This window comes from Streptomyces sp. NPDC040589 (genome assembly GCF_055594445.1).
Genome location: NZ_JBVIWP010000006.1, coordinates 446,665 through 465,508 on the forward strand (window position 1 = coordinate 446,665; position 18,844 = coordinate 465,508).

The following is an 18,844-nucleotide window of genomic DNA, read 5'->3' on the forward strand; positions in this document are numbered from 1 at the left end:
AGCCCGTGGACGGAGCGGGGCCGGCCGCATGACACCCTGAACGGGTGAACAATCAGCTGTCCGGCCCCTCCCGCAACCCGGTGGGCGGCCACATCCCCGTGGCCGGTGGGCTGCACTCCGTCGGTCTGTCGTACGCCCGTGATCTGAGGGCGGAGACCGTCCAGGTCTTCGTCGCCAACCCGCGCGGCTGGGCCACACCGACCGGGAACCCCCGGCAGGACGAGGCGTTCCGCGCGGCGTGCGAGGCCGAGTCGATCCCGGCGTACGTCCACGCTCCCTACCTGATCAACTTCGGCTCGCACACCGAGGCGACCGTGGAGAAGTCGGTGGAGTCGCTGCGGCACTCGCTGCGCCGCGGGCGGGAGATCGGGGCGCTGGGCGTGGTCGTGCACACCGGCAGCGCGACCGGGGGCCGGGAGCGGTCCGTGGCGCTGAAGCAGGTGCGGGAGCGGCTGCTGCCGCTGCTCGACGAGCTGACCCATGACGACGACCCGTATCTGCTGCTGGAGTCGACCGCCGGCCAGGGCGCCTCGCTGTGCTCGCGGACCTGGGACTTCGGCCCGTACTTCGAGGCGCTGGACGCCCACCCGATGCTCGGCGTGTGCCTGGACACCTGCCACATCTTCGCCGCGGGGCACGACCTGACCGGCCCGAGCGGCATGCACCAGACGCTGGACCTGCTGGTGGACACCGTCGGCGAGGGCCGGCTGAAGCTGATCCACGCCAACGACTCCAAGGACGTGGTGGGCGCGCACAAGGACCGGCACGAGAACATCGGCGTGGGCCACATCGGCGAGGACCCCTTCCGGGCCCTGATGACGCACCCCGCGACCGAGGGCGTGCCGCTGATCATCGAGACGCCGGGCGGCAAGGAGGGGCACGCGGCGGACGTGGAGCGGCTGAAGAAGCTGCGCGACTGCTGACGATGTCAGAGGTCGGGGCCGTCCCCGGGCCCCTCCTGGTACGAGTAGCGCTGCTCCTGCCACGGGTCACCGAGGTTGTGGTAGCCGCGCTCCTCCCAGAAACCGCGCCGGTCGGCGGTCATGTACTCCACGCCGCGCACCCACTTGGGGCCCTTCCAGGCGTAGAGGTGGGGCACGATCAGGCGCAGCGGGAAGCCGTGCTCGGCGGTGAGGAGTTCGCCGTCCTTGTGGGTGGCGAACAGGGCCTGCTCGGAGGCGAAGTCGGACAGCCGGAGGTTGGAGCTGAATCCGTACTCGGCCCACACCATCACATGGGTGACGTCGTCCGCGGGCGGAGCGATGTCGAGGAGGGTGCGCGCGGGGACCCCGCCCCACTCGGCGCCCAGCATGCTGAACTTCGTGACGCAGTGCAGATCGGCCACGACGGTGGTGTACGGCAGGGCCGTGAACTCCTCGTGGGTCCAGCAGTGCTTGCCGCCGCCGGCGGTGGCGCCGAAGACCCTGAACTCCCAGCGCTCGGGCCGGAACTTGGGGACGGGCCCGTAGTGCGTGACCGGCCAGCCGCGCTGCAATCGCTGTCCCGGCGGAAGCCCGGGCTGCGTCGCTCCCGCTGAATCGCGCCCTTCTCCCGATTCACGTCCCACCGGCTGACCCATGTGTCCATCCTGACAGACCTCGGGTCATGCCCCCGACCCGGGCCATTCCAAATCGGGGCATTCCGAACTAAGCATGCCCTTACTTACTAAGTGAAGACTTACTGGACGATCTTCTTCCGCGGTGGAATCATGCGGCGCAACCTGCCAGTTCTTACGCGTGGAAGGAGCCTCTGCGATGCAGGGCGACCCCGAGGTCCTCGAATTCCTGAACGAGCAGTTGACCGGCGAGCTGACGGCGATCAACCAGTACTGGCTGCACTACCGGATCCAGGACAACAAAGGCTGGACCAAGCTCGCCAAGTACACGCGTGAAGAGTCCATCGATGAGATGAAGCACGCGGACAAGATCACCGAGCGCATCCTCATGCTGGACGGCCTGCCCAACTACCAGCGGCTCTTCCATGTCCGGGTGGGCCAGACGGTCACCGAGATGTTCCAGGCCGACCGGCAGGTCGAGGTCGAGGCGATCGACCGTCTCAAGCGGGGTATCGAGGTGATGCGCACCAAGGGCGACATCACGTCCGCGAACCTCTTCGAGTCGATCCTCGAGGACGAGGAGCACCACATCGACTATCTGGACACGCAGCTCGAACTCATCGAGAAGCTCGGCGAGGCGCTGTACATCGCGCAGCAGATCGAGCAGCCGAGCTAGGCAGTGTCCGGCCTGGGGCCTGCCTAGGCGGCGTCTTCCAGCTCCGAGAGCACCGGCTCGCCCTGGTCGGCCAGGTCGCGGCGAGGGCACGCTCCCCTGCCGAGGAGCGCCTGGATACGTCGTACGCACGACCCGCAGTCCGTGCCCGCCTTGCAGGCGGAGGCTATCTGGCGGGGGGTGCAGGCGCCGCTGTCCGCGTGCTGTTTGACCTGCTGCTCGGTGATCCCGAAGCAACTGCAGATGTACACGCGGCTCACCTCCCGGCGGGGTCTCGTTTCCTGGTGCCGTCCCGTTGATCGGTGAGGCTAACCTAACCTTACCCGCCGGGTGAGAGCCACAAAAGTGGAGAGGGGCGCGGATCGTGTGATCCGCGCCCCAGTCCATGTCCGGGTAACAGGCGATCCCGTTACTGGTCCCTGTACATCTCGGCCACGAGGAACGCCAGGTCGAGCGACTGGCTGCGGTTGAGCCGCGGGTCGCAGGCCGTCTCGTAGCGCTGGTGCAGATCGTCGACGAAGATCTCGTCGCCGCCGCCCACGCACTCGGTGACGTCGTCGCCGGTCAGCTCCACGTGGATGCCGCCCGGGTGGGTGCCGAGCGCCTTGTGGACCTCGAAGAAGCCCTTGACCTCGTCGAGCACGTCGTCGAAGCGGCGGGTCTTGTGCCCGGAGGCCGCCTCGAAGGTGTTGCCGTGCATCGGGTCGGTCACCCAGGCCACGGTGGCGCCCGAGGCGGTGACCTTCTCGACCAGCTCGGGGAGCTTGTCCCTGACCTTGTCGGCGCCCATGCGGACGATGAAGGTCAGCCGGCCCGGCTCACGCTCCGGGTCGAGGCGCTCGATGTACTGCAGCGCGTCCTCGGCCGTGGTCGTCGGGCCCAGCTTGATGCCGATCGGGTTGCGGATCTTCGAGGCGAACTCGACATGCGCGTGGTCCAGCTGCCGGGTGCGCTCACCGATCCACACCATGTGCCCGGAGACGTCGTACAGCTGCCCGGTGCGCGAGTCGACCCGGGTCAGGGCGGACTCGTAGTCGAGCAGCAGCGCCTCGTGCGAGGCGTAGAACTCGACCGTCTTGAACTCCTCCGGGTCGGCCCCGCAGGCGTGCATGAAGTTCAGCGCGTTGTCGATCTCGCGCGCCAGCTGCTCGTAGCGCTGTCCCGAGGGGGACGACTTCACGAAGTCCTGGTTCCAGGCGTGCACCTGGCGCAGGTCGGCGTAGCCGCCGGTGGTGAAGGCGCGCACCAGGTTCAGCGTGGAGGCGGACGCGTGGTACATCCGCTTCAGGCGCTCGGGGTCCGGGATGCGGGCGGCCTCGTTGAAGTCGAAGCCGTTGACCGAGTCGCCGCGGTAGGTCGGCAGGGTCACGCCGTCGCGGGTCTCGGTGCCCTTGGAGCGCGGCTTGGAGTACTGGCCGGCGATGCGGCCGACCTTCACCACGGGCACGGACGCGGCGTACGTGAGCACGGCGCCCATCTGGAGCAGCGTCTTCAGCTTGTTGCGGATGTGGTCGGCCGACACGGCGTCGAAGGCCTCGGCGCAGTCGCCGCCCTGGAGGAGGAACGCCTCTCCCTTGGCGACGGACGCCATCCGGGCGCGCAGCTGGTCGCACTCGCCCGCGAAGACGAGCGGCGGATACGACTCGAGGTCCGCAACGACTGCGCGCAGAGCCTCGGTGTCGGGGTACTCGGGCTGCTGCGCCGCGGGCAGGTCTCGCCAGGTGTTGCCAGCACTCGCGCTGGTCTTAGCGTTCACGGTCACGACCTCAACATTACGGGGTCGTGTCGGGCGTCCTGACCCATGCCCAGCAATTGAGACACCGAGTACACCCCTCGGACATGGGGTAAGGTGCGTCGCATGTTCGCGCATTCGATCCAGACCTGGTGGTGGACCGCTCATCCGGCGGCCCACTGACTGCGCGTACGACTGACTTCGCGAAGGCCGCCCGAGGGGCGGCCTTCGGCGTTTCCGGGGTCCGTTCCTCACCGACATCGATCGACATCGACGGAAGAGGAACCATGGACCTGGCACAGCTCCTTCACGATCCGCGCCCCTTCGCGCTGCTGCGCCGCCGCACCCCGGGCCAGGACCGCGAGCAGGTCGAGGTCCTGATCGGCCCGGTCGCCACGTACGACCGTCTCGCCGATCTCCCCGACGAGGGCCTCGCGCTCGTCCCTTTCCGGCAGATCCGCGAGCGCGGCTTCGACGTCCGCGACGACGGCACGCCCCTGGTGGTGCTGACGCCCGAGGACTCGTACGAGATCCCGCTGGCCGACGCCCTGGACCAGCTCCCGGGGCATGACGTGCGGGTCGAGGGCGGCGGCTTCGACGTCGGCGACGGGGAGTACGCGGAGATCGTCGGGCGTGTGCTGCGGGAGGAGATCGGGCGGGGCGAGGGCGCCAACTTCGTGATCCGGCGGACGTACGAGGGCGAGATTCCCGGGTTCTGCCGGGCCGACGCGCTGGCGCTGTTCCGGCGGCTGCTGGAGGGCGAGCGGGGCGCGTACTGGACGTTCGTCGTGCACACCGGAAATCAAGAAGGGCCCGAAGGGCCTTCCTCGGAAGGGCGGGGGCGGGAGACGGGTGGGCGGACGCTGGTCGGGGCGAGCCCGGAGGTGCACGTCCGGATGTCCGGCGGCACGGTCGTCATGAACCCGATCAGCGGCACCTACCGCTACCCCGCCGAGGGGCCGACCCCCGAGCATCTGCTCGGCTTCCTCGCCGACGGCAAGGAGATCGAGGAGCTGTCGATGGTCGTCGACGAGGAGCTCAAGATGATGTGCACCGTCGGCGACATGGGCGGGGTCGTGGTCGGGCCGCGGCTGAAGGAGATGGCGCACCTCGCGCACACCGAGTACGAGCTGCGCGGGAAGTCCTCGCTGGATGTACGGGAGGTGCTGAGGGAGACCATGTTCGCGGCGACCGTCACCGGCTCGCCGGTGCAGAACGCCTGCCGGGTGATCGAGCGGCACGAGGTCGGGGGGCGTGGCTACTACGCCGGGGCGCTGGCCCTGCTCGGGCGGGATTCCGGCGGGGCGCAGACCCTCGACTCCCCCATCCTCATCCGTACCGCCGACATCGACGCGGACGGCGGGCTGCGGGTGCCGGTGGGTGCCACGCTCGTGCGCGGGTCGGACCCGGAGAGTGAGGTCGCGGAGACGCACGCGAAGGCGGCGGGCGTGCTGACGGCCCTGGGCGTACGTCCGGGCAGGCCGCGTGCGGAGTCCGCGCGGCCGAAGCTCGCCGACGATCCACGCGTGCGTGCCGCGCTCGACGGGCGCCGGGCGTCGCTGGCGCCGTTCTGGCTGCGGATGCAGGAGCGGTCCGAGGGGCTCGCCGGACACGCCCTGGTCGTCGACGGCGAGGACACTTTCACGGCGATGCTCGCGCATGTGCTGCGGTCCAACGGTCTGGAGGTGACCGTCCGGCGGTACGACGAGGCGGGGCTGCGGGAGGCGGTGCTCGCGCACGAGGGGCCGGTGGTGCTCGGCCCGGGTCCCGGGGACCCCGCCGATCTCACCGACCCCAAGATGCGGATCCTGCGGAACCTCACGGCGGAGGTCGTCCGCAGCCATCCGCACGGCGTGCTCGGTGTCTGCCTCGGGCACGAGCTGATCGCGGCCGAGCTGGGGCTGGAGATCGTGCGGAAGGACGTGCCGTACCAGGGCGCGCAGACGGAGATCGAGCTGTTCGGGCGGCGTGAGACCGTCGGCTTCTACAACAGCTTCGTGGCGCGCTGCGACGAAGAGGCCCACCAGGAGCTGGCCGCGCACGGCGTCGAGGTCAGCCGGGCCGCGAACGGCGAGGTGCACGCGATGCGCGGGCCCGGGTTCGCCGGTGTGCAGTTCCATCCGGAGTCGGTCCTGACGCTGAACGGCGCGGCGGTCGTGCGGGAGCTGGTGGGGCAGCTGCGCAACACGACCGTGTAGCCGTCCGGGGGCCGGCGCCCCCGGACGTCCGTGTCCCGGTCAGCCGAAGAAGACGCCGACCTCCTCGTACAGCGTGGGGTCCACCGTCTTCAGGCGGGCCGTCGCGTCGGCGATCGGGACCCGGACGATGTCGGTGCCGCGCAGGGCGACCATCGTGCCGAAGTCGCCGTCGCGGACGCAGTCGATGGCGTGCAGGCCGAAGCGGGTGGCGAGCCAGCGGTCGAAGGCGCTGGGGGTGCCGCCGCGCTGGACGTGGCCCAGGACCGTGGTGCGGGCCTCCTTGCCTGTGCGCTTCTCGATCTGCTTGGCCAGCCACTCGCCGACGCCGGAGAGGCGGACGTGCCCGAAGGAGTCCAGCGACTGGTCCTTGAGGACCATGTCGCCGTCCTTCGGCATCGCCCCTTCGGCGATGACGACGATCGGCGCGTAGGACGCCTTGAAGCGGGACGTCACCCAGGCGCAGACCTGCTCGACGTCGAAGCGCTGCTCGGGGATGAGGATGGCGTTCGCGCCGCCGGCCAGGCCCGAGTGGAGGGCGATCCAGCCGGCGTGCCGGCCCATCACCTCGACGACCAGGACCCGCATATGGGACTCGGCGGTGGTGTGCAGCCGGTCGATCGCCTCGGTCGCGATGCCGACCGCGGTGTCGAAGCCGAAGGTGTAGTCGGTGGCGGACAGGTCGTTGTCGATGGTCTTCGGGACGCCGACGCAGGGCACGCCGTGCTCGTCGGACAGCCGGGCGGCCACGCCCAGGGTGTCCTCGCCGCCGATGGCGATGAGCGCCTCGACCTCCATCGCGGCGAGGTTCTCCTTGATACGGCGAATGCCGTCCTCCTCCTTGAGCGGGTTGGTCCGCGAGGAGCCGAGGACGGTGCCGCCGCGGGGCAGGATGCCGCGCACGGCGGGGATGTCGAGACGGACGGTGTCGCCTTCCAGGGGACCGCGCCAGCCGTCCCGGAAGCCGGTGAAGTCGTAGCCGTACTCCTGCACGCCCTTGCGGACGATCGCCCGGATGACGGCGTTGAGCCCGGGGCAGTCGCCGCCTCCGGTCAGTACTCCGACCCGCATGGAATGTCCCTTCGCAGCAGGTGCCTGACGAAGGGTCAGTGTGGCGCGGGTCTCACTCGTCGTCGAGGCCGCGTTCTATCGCGTACCTGACCAGCTCCACGCGGTTGTGCAACTGGAGCTTGCCGAGGGTGTTCTGGACGTGGTTCTGCACCGTGCGGTGGGAGATGACCAGGCGTTCGGCGATCTGCTTGTAGCTCAGGCCCTTGGCGACCAGGCGCAGCACCTCGGTCTCGCGGTCGGTGAGCCGGGGCGCCTTCGGTTCGTCGGTGTCCTGGGCGGGGGCGGGTTCGGAGGCCAGGCGGCGGTACTCGCCGAGGACCAGTCCGGCGAGGCCGGGGGTGAAGACCGGGTCGCCGACGGCCGTGCGGCGCACCGCGTCCTGGAGTTCCCCGGTGGAGGCCGACTTCAGCAGATAGCCGGTCGCGCCGGACTTCACGGCCTCCAGGACGTCGGCGTGCTCACCGCTGGCGGACAGCACGAGGACGCGCAGCGCGGGGTTGGCGGCGACGACCTCCTTGCAGACCTGGACGCCGGGCTTGGCGGGCAGGTTCAGGTCCAGCACGAGGACGTCGGGTGCGGCGGCCTTGGCGCGGCGCACGGCCTGGTCGCCGTCGCTCGCGGTGGCGACCACCTCGAAGCCCGACTCGGCCAGGTCACGGGCGACGGCGTCGCGCCACATGGGGTGGTCGTCGACCACCATGACCTTGATCGGGTCCCGCCGGTCCGCACTGCTCTCCGTCATCGCTGCTCCGCCTTCCCCCGTGCGTCCGTCACGTCCTTCGGTACCTTCAGCTCGACCTCCGTGCCCTGGCCCGGCACCGAGATCAGTTCCGCGCTGCCGCCGAGGTCGCGCAGCCGGCCGCGGATCGACAGGGCGACGCCGAGCCGCCCCTCGCCCTCGGCCTGGGCCAGCCGGCCCTGCGGGATGCCGGGTCCGTCGTCCCGGACGGTGACGATCACCTCGTCCGGCTCGTCCTCGACCAGGATCCACGCGCGCGCCTGCTCCCCGGCGTGCCTGCGGACATTGTCCAGGGCGGCCCCGACGGCCGCGGCCACCTCGCGGGCGGCGACCGGGGCCAGCGGCACGGGCGCGCCGGGCTCGGCGAGGCTGACCTTGGCCCCTGCGTAGGGCGCGAGCAGGGCGCGCAGGTCGACAGGGCCGCTCTGCCGCGGCTCCTCGTCGACGGACCGGACGACCGCGCCCTCGGCGGCGTCCTCCGAGACCCGGGAGACGGGCACGAGCCCGCCGGAGACCAGGGTGCGCAGGGCGACCTCCTGCTCGCCGGCCATCCGGCCCAGCTCGGCCGCCTCGCCGCCGATCACCGCCCCGCGCCGCTGCACCATCGCCAGAACCTGGAGCACGCTGTCGTGGATGTCGCGGGCGAGCCGCTCCCGCTCCCTGGTGGCGGCCTCGATCTCCAGGGCGCGGGCGAGGGTGCGCTCTGAGGCGCGGGCGACCTCGACGACGTAGCCGATGGCGATGGAGGCGATGCAGACGAGGATGACGTTGTGGACGGTGTCGCGGGCCGGGGTGCCGCGTTCGACCAGGTTGGCGACGGCCACGAGGCCGGAGGCGAGGGCCGCCCAGCGCCAGCCGCCCTTGACGGCGAAGGCGAGGACCGCTCCGGCGGTCCAGATCGACGGCAGGGTCGGGCCACCGGCCTGGACCCGCTCGTGGGCGTCGGCGACGGGCGTGAGCAGGATGCCGGCGATCGCGATGGTGAGGTCGGCGGCGAGGAACCGCTTGGTGCAGCCGGCGGCGTTCGCGACCCGGGGCAGGGTGGCCAGGGTCCACACGCCCAGCACGGCGTAGTAGGCGACGGCGATCCAGGGGCGGGCGAACTCTTCGTAGGCGGTGGCGAACAGGCCGACCGCGTACAGCATCGTGAGCACCCGGTAGCCGGACAACGCACGCCACAGCGGCTGCTCGACCGACATCCTCATGACGCGCTCGCGCTTGGCCATCTCCCCGCCCCCCGGCTTCGAGCCCCGACTAGGGCTCGGTCCGCCGCTGCTCCGTCCGGTCCTTCTCGGCCTGGTCCTTGTCGGCCTGGTCCTTCTCGGCCTGGTCCCGCTCGGCCTTTTCCTTCGCGGCCTGTTCCTTCTCCGCCCGCGCGAGTGCGGCCTTCGCCGCCTTCTCGGCTTCCTTGTCCGCCTTCGCCGCGTCCGCGATCTGCCGCTTCATGGCCGTCGCGTACATGTCGACGTACTCCTGGCCGGAGAGCTTCATGATCTCGTACATGACCTCGTCGGTCACCGCGCGCAGCACGAAACGGTCGTGCTCCATGCCCTGGTAGCGGCTGAAGTCCAGGGGCTTGCCGATCCGGATCCCCGGGCGCATCAGCTTCGGCATGACCTTGCCGGGCGGCTGGATCTTCTCCGTGTCGATCATCGCGACGGGGAGGACGGGGGCGCCGGTGGCGAGGGCCACGCGCGCGAGGCCGCCCGGCTTGCCCCGGTAGAGCCGCCCGTCGGGCGAGCGCGTGCCCTCCGGGTAGATACCGAACAGCTCGCCGCGCTCCAGCACCTCTATGCCGCTCTTGATCGCGGCCTCACCCGCGCCGCGCGCACCGGAGCGGTCCACGGGCAGCTGGCCGACGCCCTTGAAGAAGGCGGCCGTCATCCGGCCCTTCACCCCGGGCGTGGTGAAGTACTCCGCCTTCGCGATGAACGTGACCTTGCGGTCCAGGACCGCGGGCAGGAAGAACGAGTCCGAGAAGGACAGGTGGTTGCTCGCCAGGATCGCGGCGCCCTCTGCGGGAACGTTCTCCAGGCCTTCCACCCAGGGCCTGAAGGCGACCTTCAGCGGTCCCCCAACAGCGACCTTCATCGCGCCGTACAACAACCGAGTGCCTCCTGTATGTGTCGGTCAGACCTTAACCCGGAGTGCTGTCAAAGGCGCCGACGGCCCTGGTCGGTGTCAGTGCGGTCGCGTACGGTGAAGGTCCCGCGAACGACGTGCGACCCCTTCCATGACGTTCCGTGACATCCCGTGATCGTGTCAGTCCCTTCTCACGACCAGGAGGCCGAAGGTGCCGGTCCTTTCCGGAGCCGAGCCGTTTCGCCACGAGGGCGGGGAGGTCGCCGTCCTCCTCTGCCACGGTTTCACCGGATCACCGCAGTCGCTGCGCCCCTGGGCGGAGCACCTCGCCGAGCGCGGCCTGACCGTCTCCCTGCCACTGCTGCCCGGGCACGGCACCCGCTGGGAGGACCTGCGGATCACCGGCTGGCAGGACTGGTACGCGGAGGTGGACCGCGAGCTGCGCCTCCTGTGCGAGCGCCGTGAGCAGGTGTTCGTGGCCGGTCTGTCCATGGGCGGCGCCCTGGCCCTGCGCCTCGCCGCGAAGCACGGCGACGCCGTCAGCGGCGTGGTGGTCGTCAACCCCGCGAACAAGGTGCACGGCCTGGCGGCGCACGCGCTCCCGGTGGTCCGCCACCTCGTCCCCGCGACGAAGGGCATCGCCAGCGACATCGCCAAGCCGGACAGCCGGGAGCTCGGCTACGACCGGGTCCCGCTGCACGCGGCACACTCCCTGCGCCAGTTCTTCCAGATCACCGACGGCGAGCTGCCGCAGGTCACGCAGCCGGTGCTGCTGCTGCGCAGCCCGCAGGACCATGTGGTGCCGCCCGCCGACTCCGCCCGCATCCTCAGCCGCATCTCCTCGACGGATGTGAAAGAGGTCATCCTGGAACAGAGCTACCACGTCGCCACGTTGGACCATGACGCGGACCGGATCTTCGAGGAGAGCGTCGAGTTCATCGGCCGGCTCGCGTCCGGCCTCGGCAAGGAGCCCGGTCTCGGCAAGGAAGGGACGACCGCAGGTGGCTGAGCACGACTCGGACCGCGAGGACCGCGAGCCGGACGAGCAGGGCGTGCCGTTCGACGAGGAGGCCGCCTGGGCCGCGATCGTCGCCGCGTACGGCGAGGAGCCGCCGGACCCGCCGGGCGCCAAGCCGTTCAAGTCGATCGAGGACCTGGCCCTGCTGGAGACCGGGACCAACGACGACCGGGTGGACACGGCCGGGGCGTCCGGGGAGGCGGCGAAGTCCGCCGAGCCCGAGGAGGCCGCGAAGCCCGGGGACAAGCCGGCCAAGCCGGCCGCCCCGGCCACGCCGCTGGGCGGCTCCGTCTCCTTCGCGCCCGGCGTCGGCCCGCGCGACTACTCCGCGCCCGAGCCCGCCGAGGAGGACTTCGACGAGGACGACGAAGGCCACTTCGTGCCGCCGGAGCCGCCCCCGCTGCCGGCGGCCGACGTCACCGCGAAGTTCGCCTGGCTGGGCGTGCTCGGCGGGCCGGTCCTGCTGCTGCTGGCCGTGGTGCTCGGCTGGGAGATGACGTGGTGGCTGGCCACGGCGGGGATCGGCGGGTTCCTCGGCGGGTTCGCGACGCTGGTGATGCGGATGCGGACGGACGACGAGGACGACGAGGATCCGGGGCGCGGGGCGGTCGTCTAGCTTGCCGGCACCCTGAGGGCGGCCAGGACCGGGAGGTGGTCCGTGGCCGCCCTCAGGTCTGCCCCGGTCACCCCCGGGAGCCCGGTCGGCACGCCGCAGCCCAGCACCTCGATGCCCTTGGTCGCGAAGATCGCGTCGATGCGCTGGTAGGGGTCGGCGGGGGTCCAGGTGTGCTCGCCGCCCCAGGGCGCGGCGGAGCGGCAGTCGGTGAGACCGTCGGTCAGCCGGCGGAAGGTGCGCCCGTCGGGGCGTTCGTTCAGGTCGCCGCCGGCGATCGCGTGCTCCACGCCCAGCCCGGCGAGCCGGTCGAGGAGCATGCCGCCCTGCTCGTAGCGCTCGTCCTTCTGCAGCGAGAGATGGCAGCACAGGACGCCGAGCCGGGTGCCGGCGAACCGGACGACGGCGGTGGCGAAGCCGCGGCGGTGCAGGCCGGGGGTGAGGGGCAGGAGGACGTCCTCCGTGCGCTCGACCGTCGCCCGGAGCGAGCAGAGGATCGCCGGGCCCGCGGCGGTGGCGCCGCCGGTGAGGACGACGAGGTCGGCCGCGCGGGCCAGGCGGGCGAGTTTCTTGCGCCAGCGGAAGAAGCGGGGGGCTTCTTGGACGAGGACCAGGTCGGGCTCGCATGCCCTGATGACGCGGGCCAGGGCGGCTGTGTCGTCGCGCATCGAGCGGATGTTGTAGCTGAGGACCCTGATGACTGCGGAACCGTCGGGTTCGGTCCCGGACTTGGGGAGCGGCGCCATGTGAGCAATTTACGCCCAATGGGTCGGGGCGCGAGGGTTGTGCGCGAGTGCCGGTCGTATGTGGCTGATCGCGCAGTTCCCCGCGCCCCTGAAAAGCGAAAAGCAGGGCGTTACATGATCGGGTCGGGTTCCCTCGCCAGGTCCGCTGCTCCCACCAGGCCTGCCTTGTTGCCCAGTTCTGCCGCTCTTACCTCCGCCACCGGGCGCCAGTTGCCGCCGACCAGCCAGCGTTTGTAGGACTTGCGGATCGGGCCGAGGACCAGTTCGCCCTCGTCGGAGAGGCCGCCGCCCACGATGAACGCGGAGGGGTCGAAGAGGGAGGCGAGGTCGGCGAGACCCGCGCCGACCCAGCGGGCCAGCTCGCGGTAGGAGTCGACGGCCACGCGGTCGCCCTGGCGGGCGGCCATGGAGATGTGCTTGCCCTCGATGCCCTCGGGCGTGCCGTTGCCGAGGCCGAGCAGGATCTCGGCGTTCTCCGGGGTGGCGTTGGCGCGCTGCTTGGCGTACCGGACGAGCGCGCGCCCCGAGGCGTACTGCTCCCAGCAGCCCTGCGAGCCGCAGCCGCACAGCAGGCCGTCCGGCACCATGCGGATGTGGCCGAACTCGGCGGCCACGCCGAAGTGCCCGCGGCGCAGCTTGTTGCCGATGATGATGCCGCCGCCGAGGCCGGTGCCCAGGGTGATGCAGATGACGTTGCGGTGGCCCTTGCCCCCGCCGAACTTGTACTCGCCCCACGCCGCGGCGTTCGCGTCGTTCTCGACGACCACCGGAAGGCCCACACGGGCCTCGACCTTCTCCTTGAGCGGCTCGTTGCGCCAGTGGATGTTGGGCGCGAAGTAGACCTCGGAGCGCTGCCGGTTCACATAGCCGGCGGCGCCGATGCCCACGCCGACGATGTCGTGCCCGACGCGGGCGCCTTCCACCGCCGAGGCGATGGCGTCCACGATGCCCTCGGCCGTGCCCGGGGTCGGCACCTTGTGGGTCGAGAGGATGTTGCCTTCCTCATCGACCACGCCGGCCGCGATCTTCGTGCCGCCGATATCGACGCCGATGGTGAGTCCCATGAATCCCTCAGTTTCGGTCGAGCCCCGCTACGGCCAACGGTACCCGAGAGGCCGGGGGCCCGGCCGGGGGCTCAGTCCAGGTCGATGCGCTCTCCGGGGCCGTCGTCGTCGCCCCGGTCACGGCGTTCGTCCAGGTCACGAGGATCGGTGTCGTCGTCGCGGCCGGTCCAGCGCCGCTCCTGGGCCTGGACGGCGGAGCGGTAGGCGGCGAGCAGTTCGTTCCCGGCCGCCGCCAGGTGGTCGAAGACGTCCGGGTTGCGCTCGATGACGGGTTCCACGGCGTCCTTGGCCTGCTGGACGACCTGCCGGACCACCTGCTGGGCCGCGGGCCCGGCGACCGCGCCGAACAGCGGGGACTCGAGGCCGGACAGCTTGTCCGCGACGGCGTCGACGAGCTTCTTCAGTTCCTCGGCCGCGGAGCCCGGGGGCGGGCCGTACTCGGCGCGGCGGCGGGCCTTCTCCGCCTCGAGGTCCTCGGCGCACGCGGTCGCCCAGGCGTCGGCGTCGGTCGCCCGTACCTCGTCCACGGCCTCTTCGCGGGCGGCGTCGGACGGGGGGAGCTCTTCGCTCATGACGGACTCCTGACTACGGTTCGTCTCTACGACGTTACCCGAACGGGCGTACCCCGCTCACCGGGCCTGCGGCCACAGTTTCGGATCGGGCGCGAAGCGGATGCGCAGCTCGCCCTCGCGCAGGGCGGCCCCGTCGACGGTGCAGCGGCGCAGCGCGGAGGGCAGCGGGACGACACGGCGGAACCGCCCCACGGTGACGACCAGTTCGTCGCCCCGCCGGACGAGGTCCAGTTCCTCGCGTATGGCGCCGGGCAACGGGATGTGCCAGACGAGCACACCGTCCTCGCCCAGCCGGTCGGTCACGGGCCATTCGACCGGGGAGGCGGCGTGCTCGTCGCCGGGCACGTCGAGGGCGGCGAGGTCGTCGGCGCCGCGCGGGTCGCGTCCGAGGTGGGCGACGGTGCGCACGTCGTACGCCTCCCGCCACTCCTCCAGCGTCTTGCGCTGCTGGGCGACCGGCCCGGCGAGCCAGGTGTCCGGGGACGCCTCGGGCAGGACGCGGTTGGCGACCACGGCGTCGGTGCGCAGGCCGCGCAGGGCGAGGCCGGGGGCGGCGGAACGGACGGCGTCGGCACCGGCCGGGCCGGGCTCCGCGACCAGCCGTACGACGGTGTCGCGGTCGGCGACGACCGCCTCCACGGCCGCCAGCTCCAGATCCCAGCGGCCGGCCGTCTCGTACAGCCACTCGGCGGGCATGGGCACGCCGGCCAGCCGTCCCAGGACGGGACGCAGGGCACGGGCGGCCTGCCGTTCGGGCGGCAGCAGACGGCGCAGGTAGCGGCGCAGCTCCTCGGGCAGGGCGAGGAGGGCGAGGGCCTGCGGCATCGGCGGCAGGTCGACGACGAGGAGGTCGTACGACTCCGACAGGGCCGCGTCGCGCAGGGCACGCAGCAGGGCGAGTTCGTCCGCGCCGGGCAGCGGGGTGAGTTCCTCGGGGTCCAGCCGCGAGGCGCCGAGGAGATCCAGGGCGGAGGAGGCACGGTCCTGAAGGGCGGTGAGGTCCTTCCGGAATTCCTGGGCGGGGTCGGGCCGCCAGGCCGTCAGACAGGGAGCGACTTCGAACGGCTCAGGCCCCGTGCCGCTCCCCAGCGCGGCACCGAGGGTGTCGGTGCGGTCGGCGCTGAGGACGAGGGTGCGGGTGCCCTCGCGGGCGGCGGTGACCGCGGTGGCAGCGGCGAGCGTGGTACGCCCGCTACCGCCGGGGCCCATGATCAGGATGGTGCGCATGGGAAGGAACGGTAACCGAGACGCCCCTTCCAGGGGCGCGGGGCTGTGTTGAACATGCGGCTCCGCCGCGTGGGCGCGAGCAAGCCGGCGCACCGGCCCCCGGCCGACCGGCTACGCCGACTCGACGCGCTTCTTCAGCCCGGCCAGCGCCCGGTCGATGATGACCTTCTCGGCCTTCCGCTTGATCATCCCCAGCATCGGGATCTTGACGTCCACGGTCAGCGCATACGTGACCTCCGTACCCCCCGCCCCGGCGGGCTTGAGGAGGTACGAGCCGTCCAGAGACCGCAGCATCTGGGACTTCACCAGCGTCCAGGACACCTCGTTCTCACCGGTCCAGGTGTACCCGAGCACCTGGTCGTCCTTGATCGCACCCGCGTCCATGACGAGGCGGACCTGCTCGGCGCGGCCCTGCCCGTCGGTCTTGAGGACCTCCGCCTCCTTGACCTCGCCGGTCCAGTCCGGATAGCGGGCGAAGTCGGAGATGACCGCCATGACGTCGGCCGGGGCTGCCTCGATCGTGATGCTCGAGCTGGTGTGTTCCGCCATCGCCGTGGCTCCTCCAGATACGGGCCGGTAAGACGTCGTCGTGCGCACGTGTGTGCAGCGTGAAGGCTACCGCGCACGGGCCCCGCCGATCTCACCCGACCTGGGACGCCCTCACCATTCCAGCGCCCAGGGCGTCCCGGTCCCCGCGAAGTGCCCCACGTTCACGCACTCGGTGGCCCCGATCCGCATCCGCCGCGTGAGCGGCTGGTGGACGTGCCCGAACAGGGCGTACCGGGGCCGGGTGCGGTGGATGGCGTCCAGCAGGGCGCGGCTGCCCCGCTCGAAGCGGCGGGCGACGGTGTCGTAGACCAGCTCGGGAACCTCGGGCGGGATGTGTGTGCAGAGCACGTCGACCTCGCCCAGGGCCTCGATCTTCGCCGCGTACTCCTCGTCGCTGATCTCGTACGGCGTCCGCATCGGCGTGCGCAGGCCGCCGCCCACGAAGCCGAAGACCCGGCCGCCGATCTCGACGCGCTCGCCGTCGAGGACGGTCGTGCCGGGCCCGGCGTACTCCTGCCACAGCGGCGGCATGTCGACGTTGCCGTAGGTGGCGTACGTAGGAGAGGGGAACGCGGCGAACATCTCGGCGTACTGCTTGCGCACCGCCTTCTCGATCACCGAGGCCCGGTCGGCGCCGATCCCGGCCCACAGCCGGGCCCCGAGCTCCCGCGCCTCCTCGAAGCGGCGGGCGGTGCGCAGCGCCACGATGCGGTCGGCGTTCTCGACGCCGAACAGGTCGGGGAAGATGCCGCGCGAGTGGTCGGCGTAGTCGAGGAAGAGGACGAGGTCGCCCAGGCAGATCAGGGCGTCGGCGCCTTCGCCGGCCCTGGCCAGGTCACGGGCGTTGCCGTGCACGTCGCTCACCACGTGCACGCGCGTCCGGTGGTTTCGGGCTGGTGTGAGTGCCATGGCGATCAAGAGTAGGCCGAGCGCTGTCTTTGTGAACAGTGGCGGCTCTACCTGCGGTTACTGGCCAGTCAGTTAGTACGTGGACTACTGTGCGCGAAGGAATACCCAAGTGTGTGACGCAGCGAACATCTCGACAGGACCCCCTGTCGCAGAAGCCATACCGGCGGGTAACGTCCGGGCCGTCCAGTCGTGCTCTGCATTTCAACTAGTGAATGCCTGAGTACCTGCCCGAGCCTTGGACCGCACCGTCGCAGCACACACCGTCGTGGCGCCGGCGCCCTATGAGGAGCAGCAGTCTTGCGCGAGTTCAGCCTTCCGGCTTTGTACGAGGTCCCTGCGGACGGAAATCTCACCGACATCGTCCGCAGAAACGCCGCGCAGCACCCGGACGTCGCCGTCATCGCCCGCAAGATCGGCGGTACCTGGCAGGACGTCACGGCCACCGCCTTCCTCGCCGAGGTGCACACGGCCGCGAAGGGGCTGATCGCCGCCGGTGTCCAGCCGGGCGACCGGGTCGGCCTGATGTCCCGCACGCGCTACGAGTGGACGCTGCTGGACTTCGCGATCTGGAGCGCGGGCGCGGTGACCGTGCCGGTGTACGAGACCAGTTCGCCGGAGCAGGTGCAGTGGATCCTCGGTGACTCGGGCGCCACCGCGTGCATCGTGGAGTCGGACGCGCACACGGCCGCCGTCGAGTCGGTACGCGAGGGGCTGCCGGCGCTGAAGCACGTGTGGCAGATCGAGGGCGGCGGCCTCGACGAACTGGGCCGGCTCGGGCAGGACGTCACCGACCGGACGGTCGAGGAGCGCGGTTCGATCGCCAAGGCCGACGACCCGGCGACCATCGTCTACACCTCGGGCACCACCGGCCGCCCCAAGGGCTGTGTGCTCACCCACCGCAGCTTCTTCGCCGAGTGCGGCAACATCGTGGAGCGGCTGCGTCCGCTGTTCCGCACGGGCGAGTGCTCGGTGCTCCTCTTCCTGCCGCTGGCGCACGTCTTCGGGCGGCTGGTGCAGATCGCGCCGATGATGGCGCCGATCAAGCTCGGCTGCGTCCCGGACATCAAGAACCTCACCGACGAGCTGGCCTCGTTCCGCCCGACGCTGATCCTCGGGGTGCCGCGCGTCTTCGAGAAGGTCTACAACTCGGCGCGCGCCAAGGCGCAGGCCGACGGCAAGGGCAAGATCTTCGACAAGGCCGCCGACACCGCGATCGCCTACAGCAAGGCGCTGGACACGCCCTCGGGCCCGTCCTTCGGCCTGAAGATCAAGCACAAGGCGTTCGACAAGCTCGTGTACAGCAAGCTCCGCGCGGTCCTCGGCGGCCGGGGCGAGTACGCCATCTCCGGCGGTGCCCCGCTGGGCGAGCGCCTGGGCCACTTCTTCCGCGGCATCGGCTTCACGGTCCTGGAGGGCTACGGCCTGACCGAGTCCTGCGCGGCCACGGCGTTCAACCCCTGGGACCGGCAGAAGATCGGCACGGTCGGTCAGCCGCTGCCCGGCTCGGTGGTCCGGATCGCCGACGACGGCGAGGTGCTGCTGCACGGCGAGCACCTGTTCAAGGAGTACTGGAACAACCCCGGCGCGACCGGGGAGGCGCTGGCCGACGGCTGGTTCCACACCGGTGACATCGGCACCCTCGACGAGGACGGCTACCTCAGGATCACCGGCCGCAAGAAGGAGATCATCGTCACCGCGGGCGGCAAGAACGTCGCCCCGGCCGTGATCGAGGACCGCATCCGGGCGCACGCGCTGGTGGCGGAGTGCATGGTGGTGGGCGACGGGCGGCCGTTCGTGGGCGCGCTTGTCACCATCGACGAGGAGTTCCTGGGCCGTTGGTGCGCGGACCACGGCAAGCCGGCGGGTTCCACCGCGGCGTCGCTGTGCGAGGACCCGGACCTGCTGGCCGCGATCCAGGCGGCGATCGACGACGGCAACGCCGCGGTGTCGAAGGCGGAATCGGTGCGGAAGTTCCGCATTCTGTCCTCCCAGTTCACGGAGGAGTCGGGCCACCTGACCCCCTCACTGAAGCTGAAGCGGAACGTGGTGGCGAAGGACTACGCGCACGAGGTCGAGGCGATCTACGCCAAGTAGTGCGC

The 18,844-nt window shown here is 71.0% G+C and carries 20 protein-coding genes; 7 read left to right on the forward strand and 13 right to left on the reverse strand.

Annotation, left to right across the window (positions count from 1 at the left end):
- The first annotated feature begins 44 nt into the window (after nt 1-44).
- Complete coding sequence (locus ACZ58V_RS27950) at nt 45-923, forward strand: deoxyribonuclease IV (RefSeq protein WP_471293235.1); 879 nt, start codon at nt 45-47, stop codon at nt 921-923.
- A gap of 5 nt (nt 924-928) precedes the next feature.
- Here the strand turns inward: ACZ58V_RS27950 and ACZ58V_RS27955 are convergent, their stop codons facing one another.
- Nucleotides 929-1,579 (reverse strand): sulfite oxidase-like oxidoreductase, encoded by a 651-nt coding sequence (locus ACZ58V_RS27955; protein ID WP_468193544.1) that lies wholly within the window; start codon nt 1,577-1,579, stop codon nt 929-931.
- 175 nt (nt 1,580-1,754) lie between these two features.
- Between ACZ58V_RS27955 and bfr the strand changes: the two genes are divergently transcribed.
- Nucleotides 1,755-2,231, forward strand: a complete 477-nt coding sequence (bfr, locus tag ACZ58V_RS27960; protein WP_031107638.1) for a bacterioferritin — start codon at nt 1,755-1,757, stop codon at nt 2,229-2,231.
- Nucleotides 2,232-2,254: 23 nt separating this feature from the next.
- On the opposite strand, the gene ACZ58V_RS27965 is transcribed toward bfr, so the two are convergent.
- Both ACZ58V_RS27965 and ACZ58V_RS27970 read right to left on the reverse strand, forming a co-directional pair.
- The gene (locus tag ACZ58V_RS27965) at nt 2,255-2,479 is read right to left on the reverse strand and encodes a (2Fe-2S)-binding protein (RefSeq protein ID WP_468193545.1); all 225 of its coding nucleotides are present in this window, start codon (nt 2,477-2,479) and stop codon (nt 2,255-2,257) included.
- A 158-nt stretch (nt 2,480-2,637) separates the two neighbouring features.
- A complete protein-coding gene (locus ACZ58V_RS27970) occupies nt 2,638-3,990 on the reverse strand; it encodes a class II 3-deoxy-7-phosphoheptulonate synthase (protein ID WP_382834125.1) in 1,353 nt (450 codons plus the stop codon).
- 96 nt (nt 3,991-4,086) lie between these two features.
- On the opposite strand from ACZ58V_RS27970, the gene ACZ58V_RS27975 reads away from it, so the two are divergent.
- Nucleotides 4,087-4,143, forward strand: a complete 57-nt coding sequence (locus tag ACZ58V_RS27975; protein ID WP_082319877.1) for a trp operon leader peptide — start codon at nt 4,087-4,089, stop codon at nt 4,141-4,143.
- 104 nt (nt 4,144-4,247) lie between these two features.
- Nucleotides 4,248-6,158, forward strand: a complete 1,911-nt coding sequence (locus tag ACZ58V_RS27980; protein WP_471293241.1) for an anthranilate synthase family protein — start codon at nt 4,248-4,250, stop codon at nt 6,156-6,158.
- 39 nt (nt 6,159-6,197) lie between these two features.
- On the opposite strand, the gene ACZ58V_RS27985 is transcribed toward ACZ58V_RS27980, so the two are convergent.
- Genes ACZ58V_RS27985 through ACZ58V_RS28000 form a run of 4 tightly spaced genes read right to left on the reverse strand, consistent with a single transcriptional unit; the run spans nt 6,198 to nt 10,056 of the window.
- Nucleotides 6,198-7,226 carry a 6-phosphofructokinase gene (locus tag ACZ58V_RS27985; RefSeq protein WP_471293243.1) on the reverse strand — a complete coding sequence of 343 codons (1,029 nt, stop codon included), beginning with the start codon at nt 7,224-7,226 and terminating at the stop codon, nt 6,198-6,200.
- Nucleotides 7,227-7,278: 52 nt separating this feature from the next.
- Nucleotides 7,279-7,968 (reverse strand): response regulator, encoded by a 690-nt coding sequence (locus tag ACZ58V_RS27990; protein WP_468193550.1) that lies wholly within the window; start codon nt 7,966-7,968, stop codon nt 7,279-7,281.
- A complete protein-coding gene (gene macS, locus ACZ58V_RS27995) occupies nt 7,965-9,191 on the reverse strand; it encodes a MacS family sensor histidine kinase (protein WP_468193553.1) in 1,227 nt (408 codons plus the stop codon). The genes ACZ58V_RS27990 and macS overlap by 4 nt, the downstream gene beginning before the upstream one ends.
- Before the next feature lie 28 nt (nt 9,192-9,219).
- On the reverse strand, nt 9,220-10,056 hold the full coding sequence (locus ACZ58V_RS28000) for a lysophospholipid acyltransferase family protein (protein WP_471293246.1): 837 nt from the start codon (nt 10,054-10,056) through the stop codon (nt 9,220-9,222).
- 202 nt (nt 10,057-10,258) lie between these two features.
- Here ACZ58V_RS28000 and ACZ58V_RS28005 point away from each other — a divergent pair, with 202 nt between their 5' ends.
- A complete protein-coding gene (locus ACZ58V_RS28005; protein WP_468193556.1) occupies nt 10,259-11,056 on the forward strand; it encodes an alpha/beta hydrolase in 798 nt (265 codons plus the stop codon).
- Nucleotides 11,049-11,681, forward strand: coding sequence for a hypothetical protein (locus tag ACZ58V_RS28010; RefSeq protein ID WP_471293249.1), 633 nt, complete (start codon nt 11,049-11,051; stop codon nt 11,679-11,681). Before ACZ58V_RS28005 ends, ACZ58V_RS28010 begins: the two co-directional genes overlap by 8 nt.
- On the opposite strand, the gene ACZ58V_RS28015 is transcribed toward ACZ58V_RS28010, so the two are convergent.
- From ACZ58V_RS28015 to ACZ58V_RS28040, 6 genes are all read right to left on the reverse strand, one after another.
- Entirely contained in the window at nt 11,678-12,424 is a 747-nt protein-coding gene (locus ACZ58V_RS28015) for an endonuclease/exonuclease/phosphatase family protein (protein WP_471293252.1), read from the reverse strand. The two genes, ACZ58V_RS28010 and ACZ58V_RS28015, sit on opposite strands and share 4 nt — an antisense overlap.
- A gap of 110 nt (nt 12,425-12,534) precedes the next feature.
- Nucleotides 12,535-13,488: an ROK family glucokinase gene (locus ACZ58V_RS28020; protein ID WP_215121994.1), complete on the reverse strand. Its 954-nt coding sequence runs from the start codon at nt 13,486-13,488 to the stop codon at nt 12,535-12,537.
- A 71-nt stretch (nt 13,489-13,559) separates the two neighbouring features.
- Complete coding sequence (locus tag ACZ58V_RS28025) at nt 13,560-14,060, reverse strand: DUF5304 domain-containing protein (RefSeq protein WP_189729155.1); 501 nt, start codon at nt 14,058-14,060, stop codon at nt 13,560-13,562.
- A gap of 57 nt (nt 14,061-14,117) precedes the next feature.
- Nucleotides 14,118-15,287: an ArsA family ATPase gene (locus ACZ58V_RS28030; protein WP_471293256.1), complete on the reverse strand. Its 1,170-nt coding sequence runs from the start codon at nt 15,285-15,287 to the stop codon at nt 14,118-14,120.
- A gap of 111 nt (nt 15,288-15,398) precedes the next feature.
- Entirely contained in the window at nt 15,399-15,836 is a 438-nt protein-coding gene (locus ACZ58V_RS28035) for an SRPBCC family protein (protein ID WP_468193565.1), read from the reverse strand.
- Nucleotides 15,837-15,947: 111 nt separating this feature from the next.
- Entirely contained in the window at nt 15,948-16,703 is a 756-nt protein-coding gene (locus ACZ58V_RS28040; protein ID WP_468193657.1) for a metallophosphoesterase family protein, read from the reverse strand.
- A gap of 339 nt (nt 16,704-17,042) precedes the next feature.
- On the opposite strand from ACZ58V_RS28040, the gene ACZ58V_RS28045 reads away from it, so the two are divergent.
- The gene (locus tag ACZ58V_RS28045; RefSeq protein WP_471293260.1) at nt 17,043-18,839 is read left to right on the forward strand and encodes an AMP-dependent synthetase/ligase; all 1,797 of its coding nucleotides are present in this window, start codon (nt 17,043-17,045) and stop codon (nt 18,837-18,839) included.
- Nucleotides 18,840-18,844: the final 5 nt, after the last annotated feature.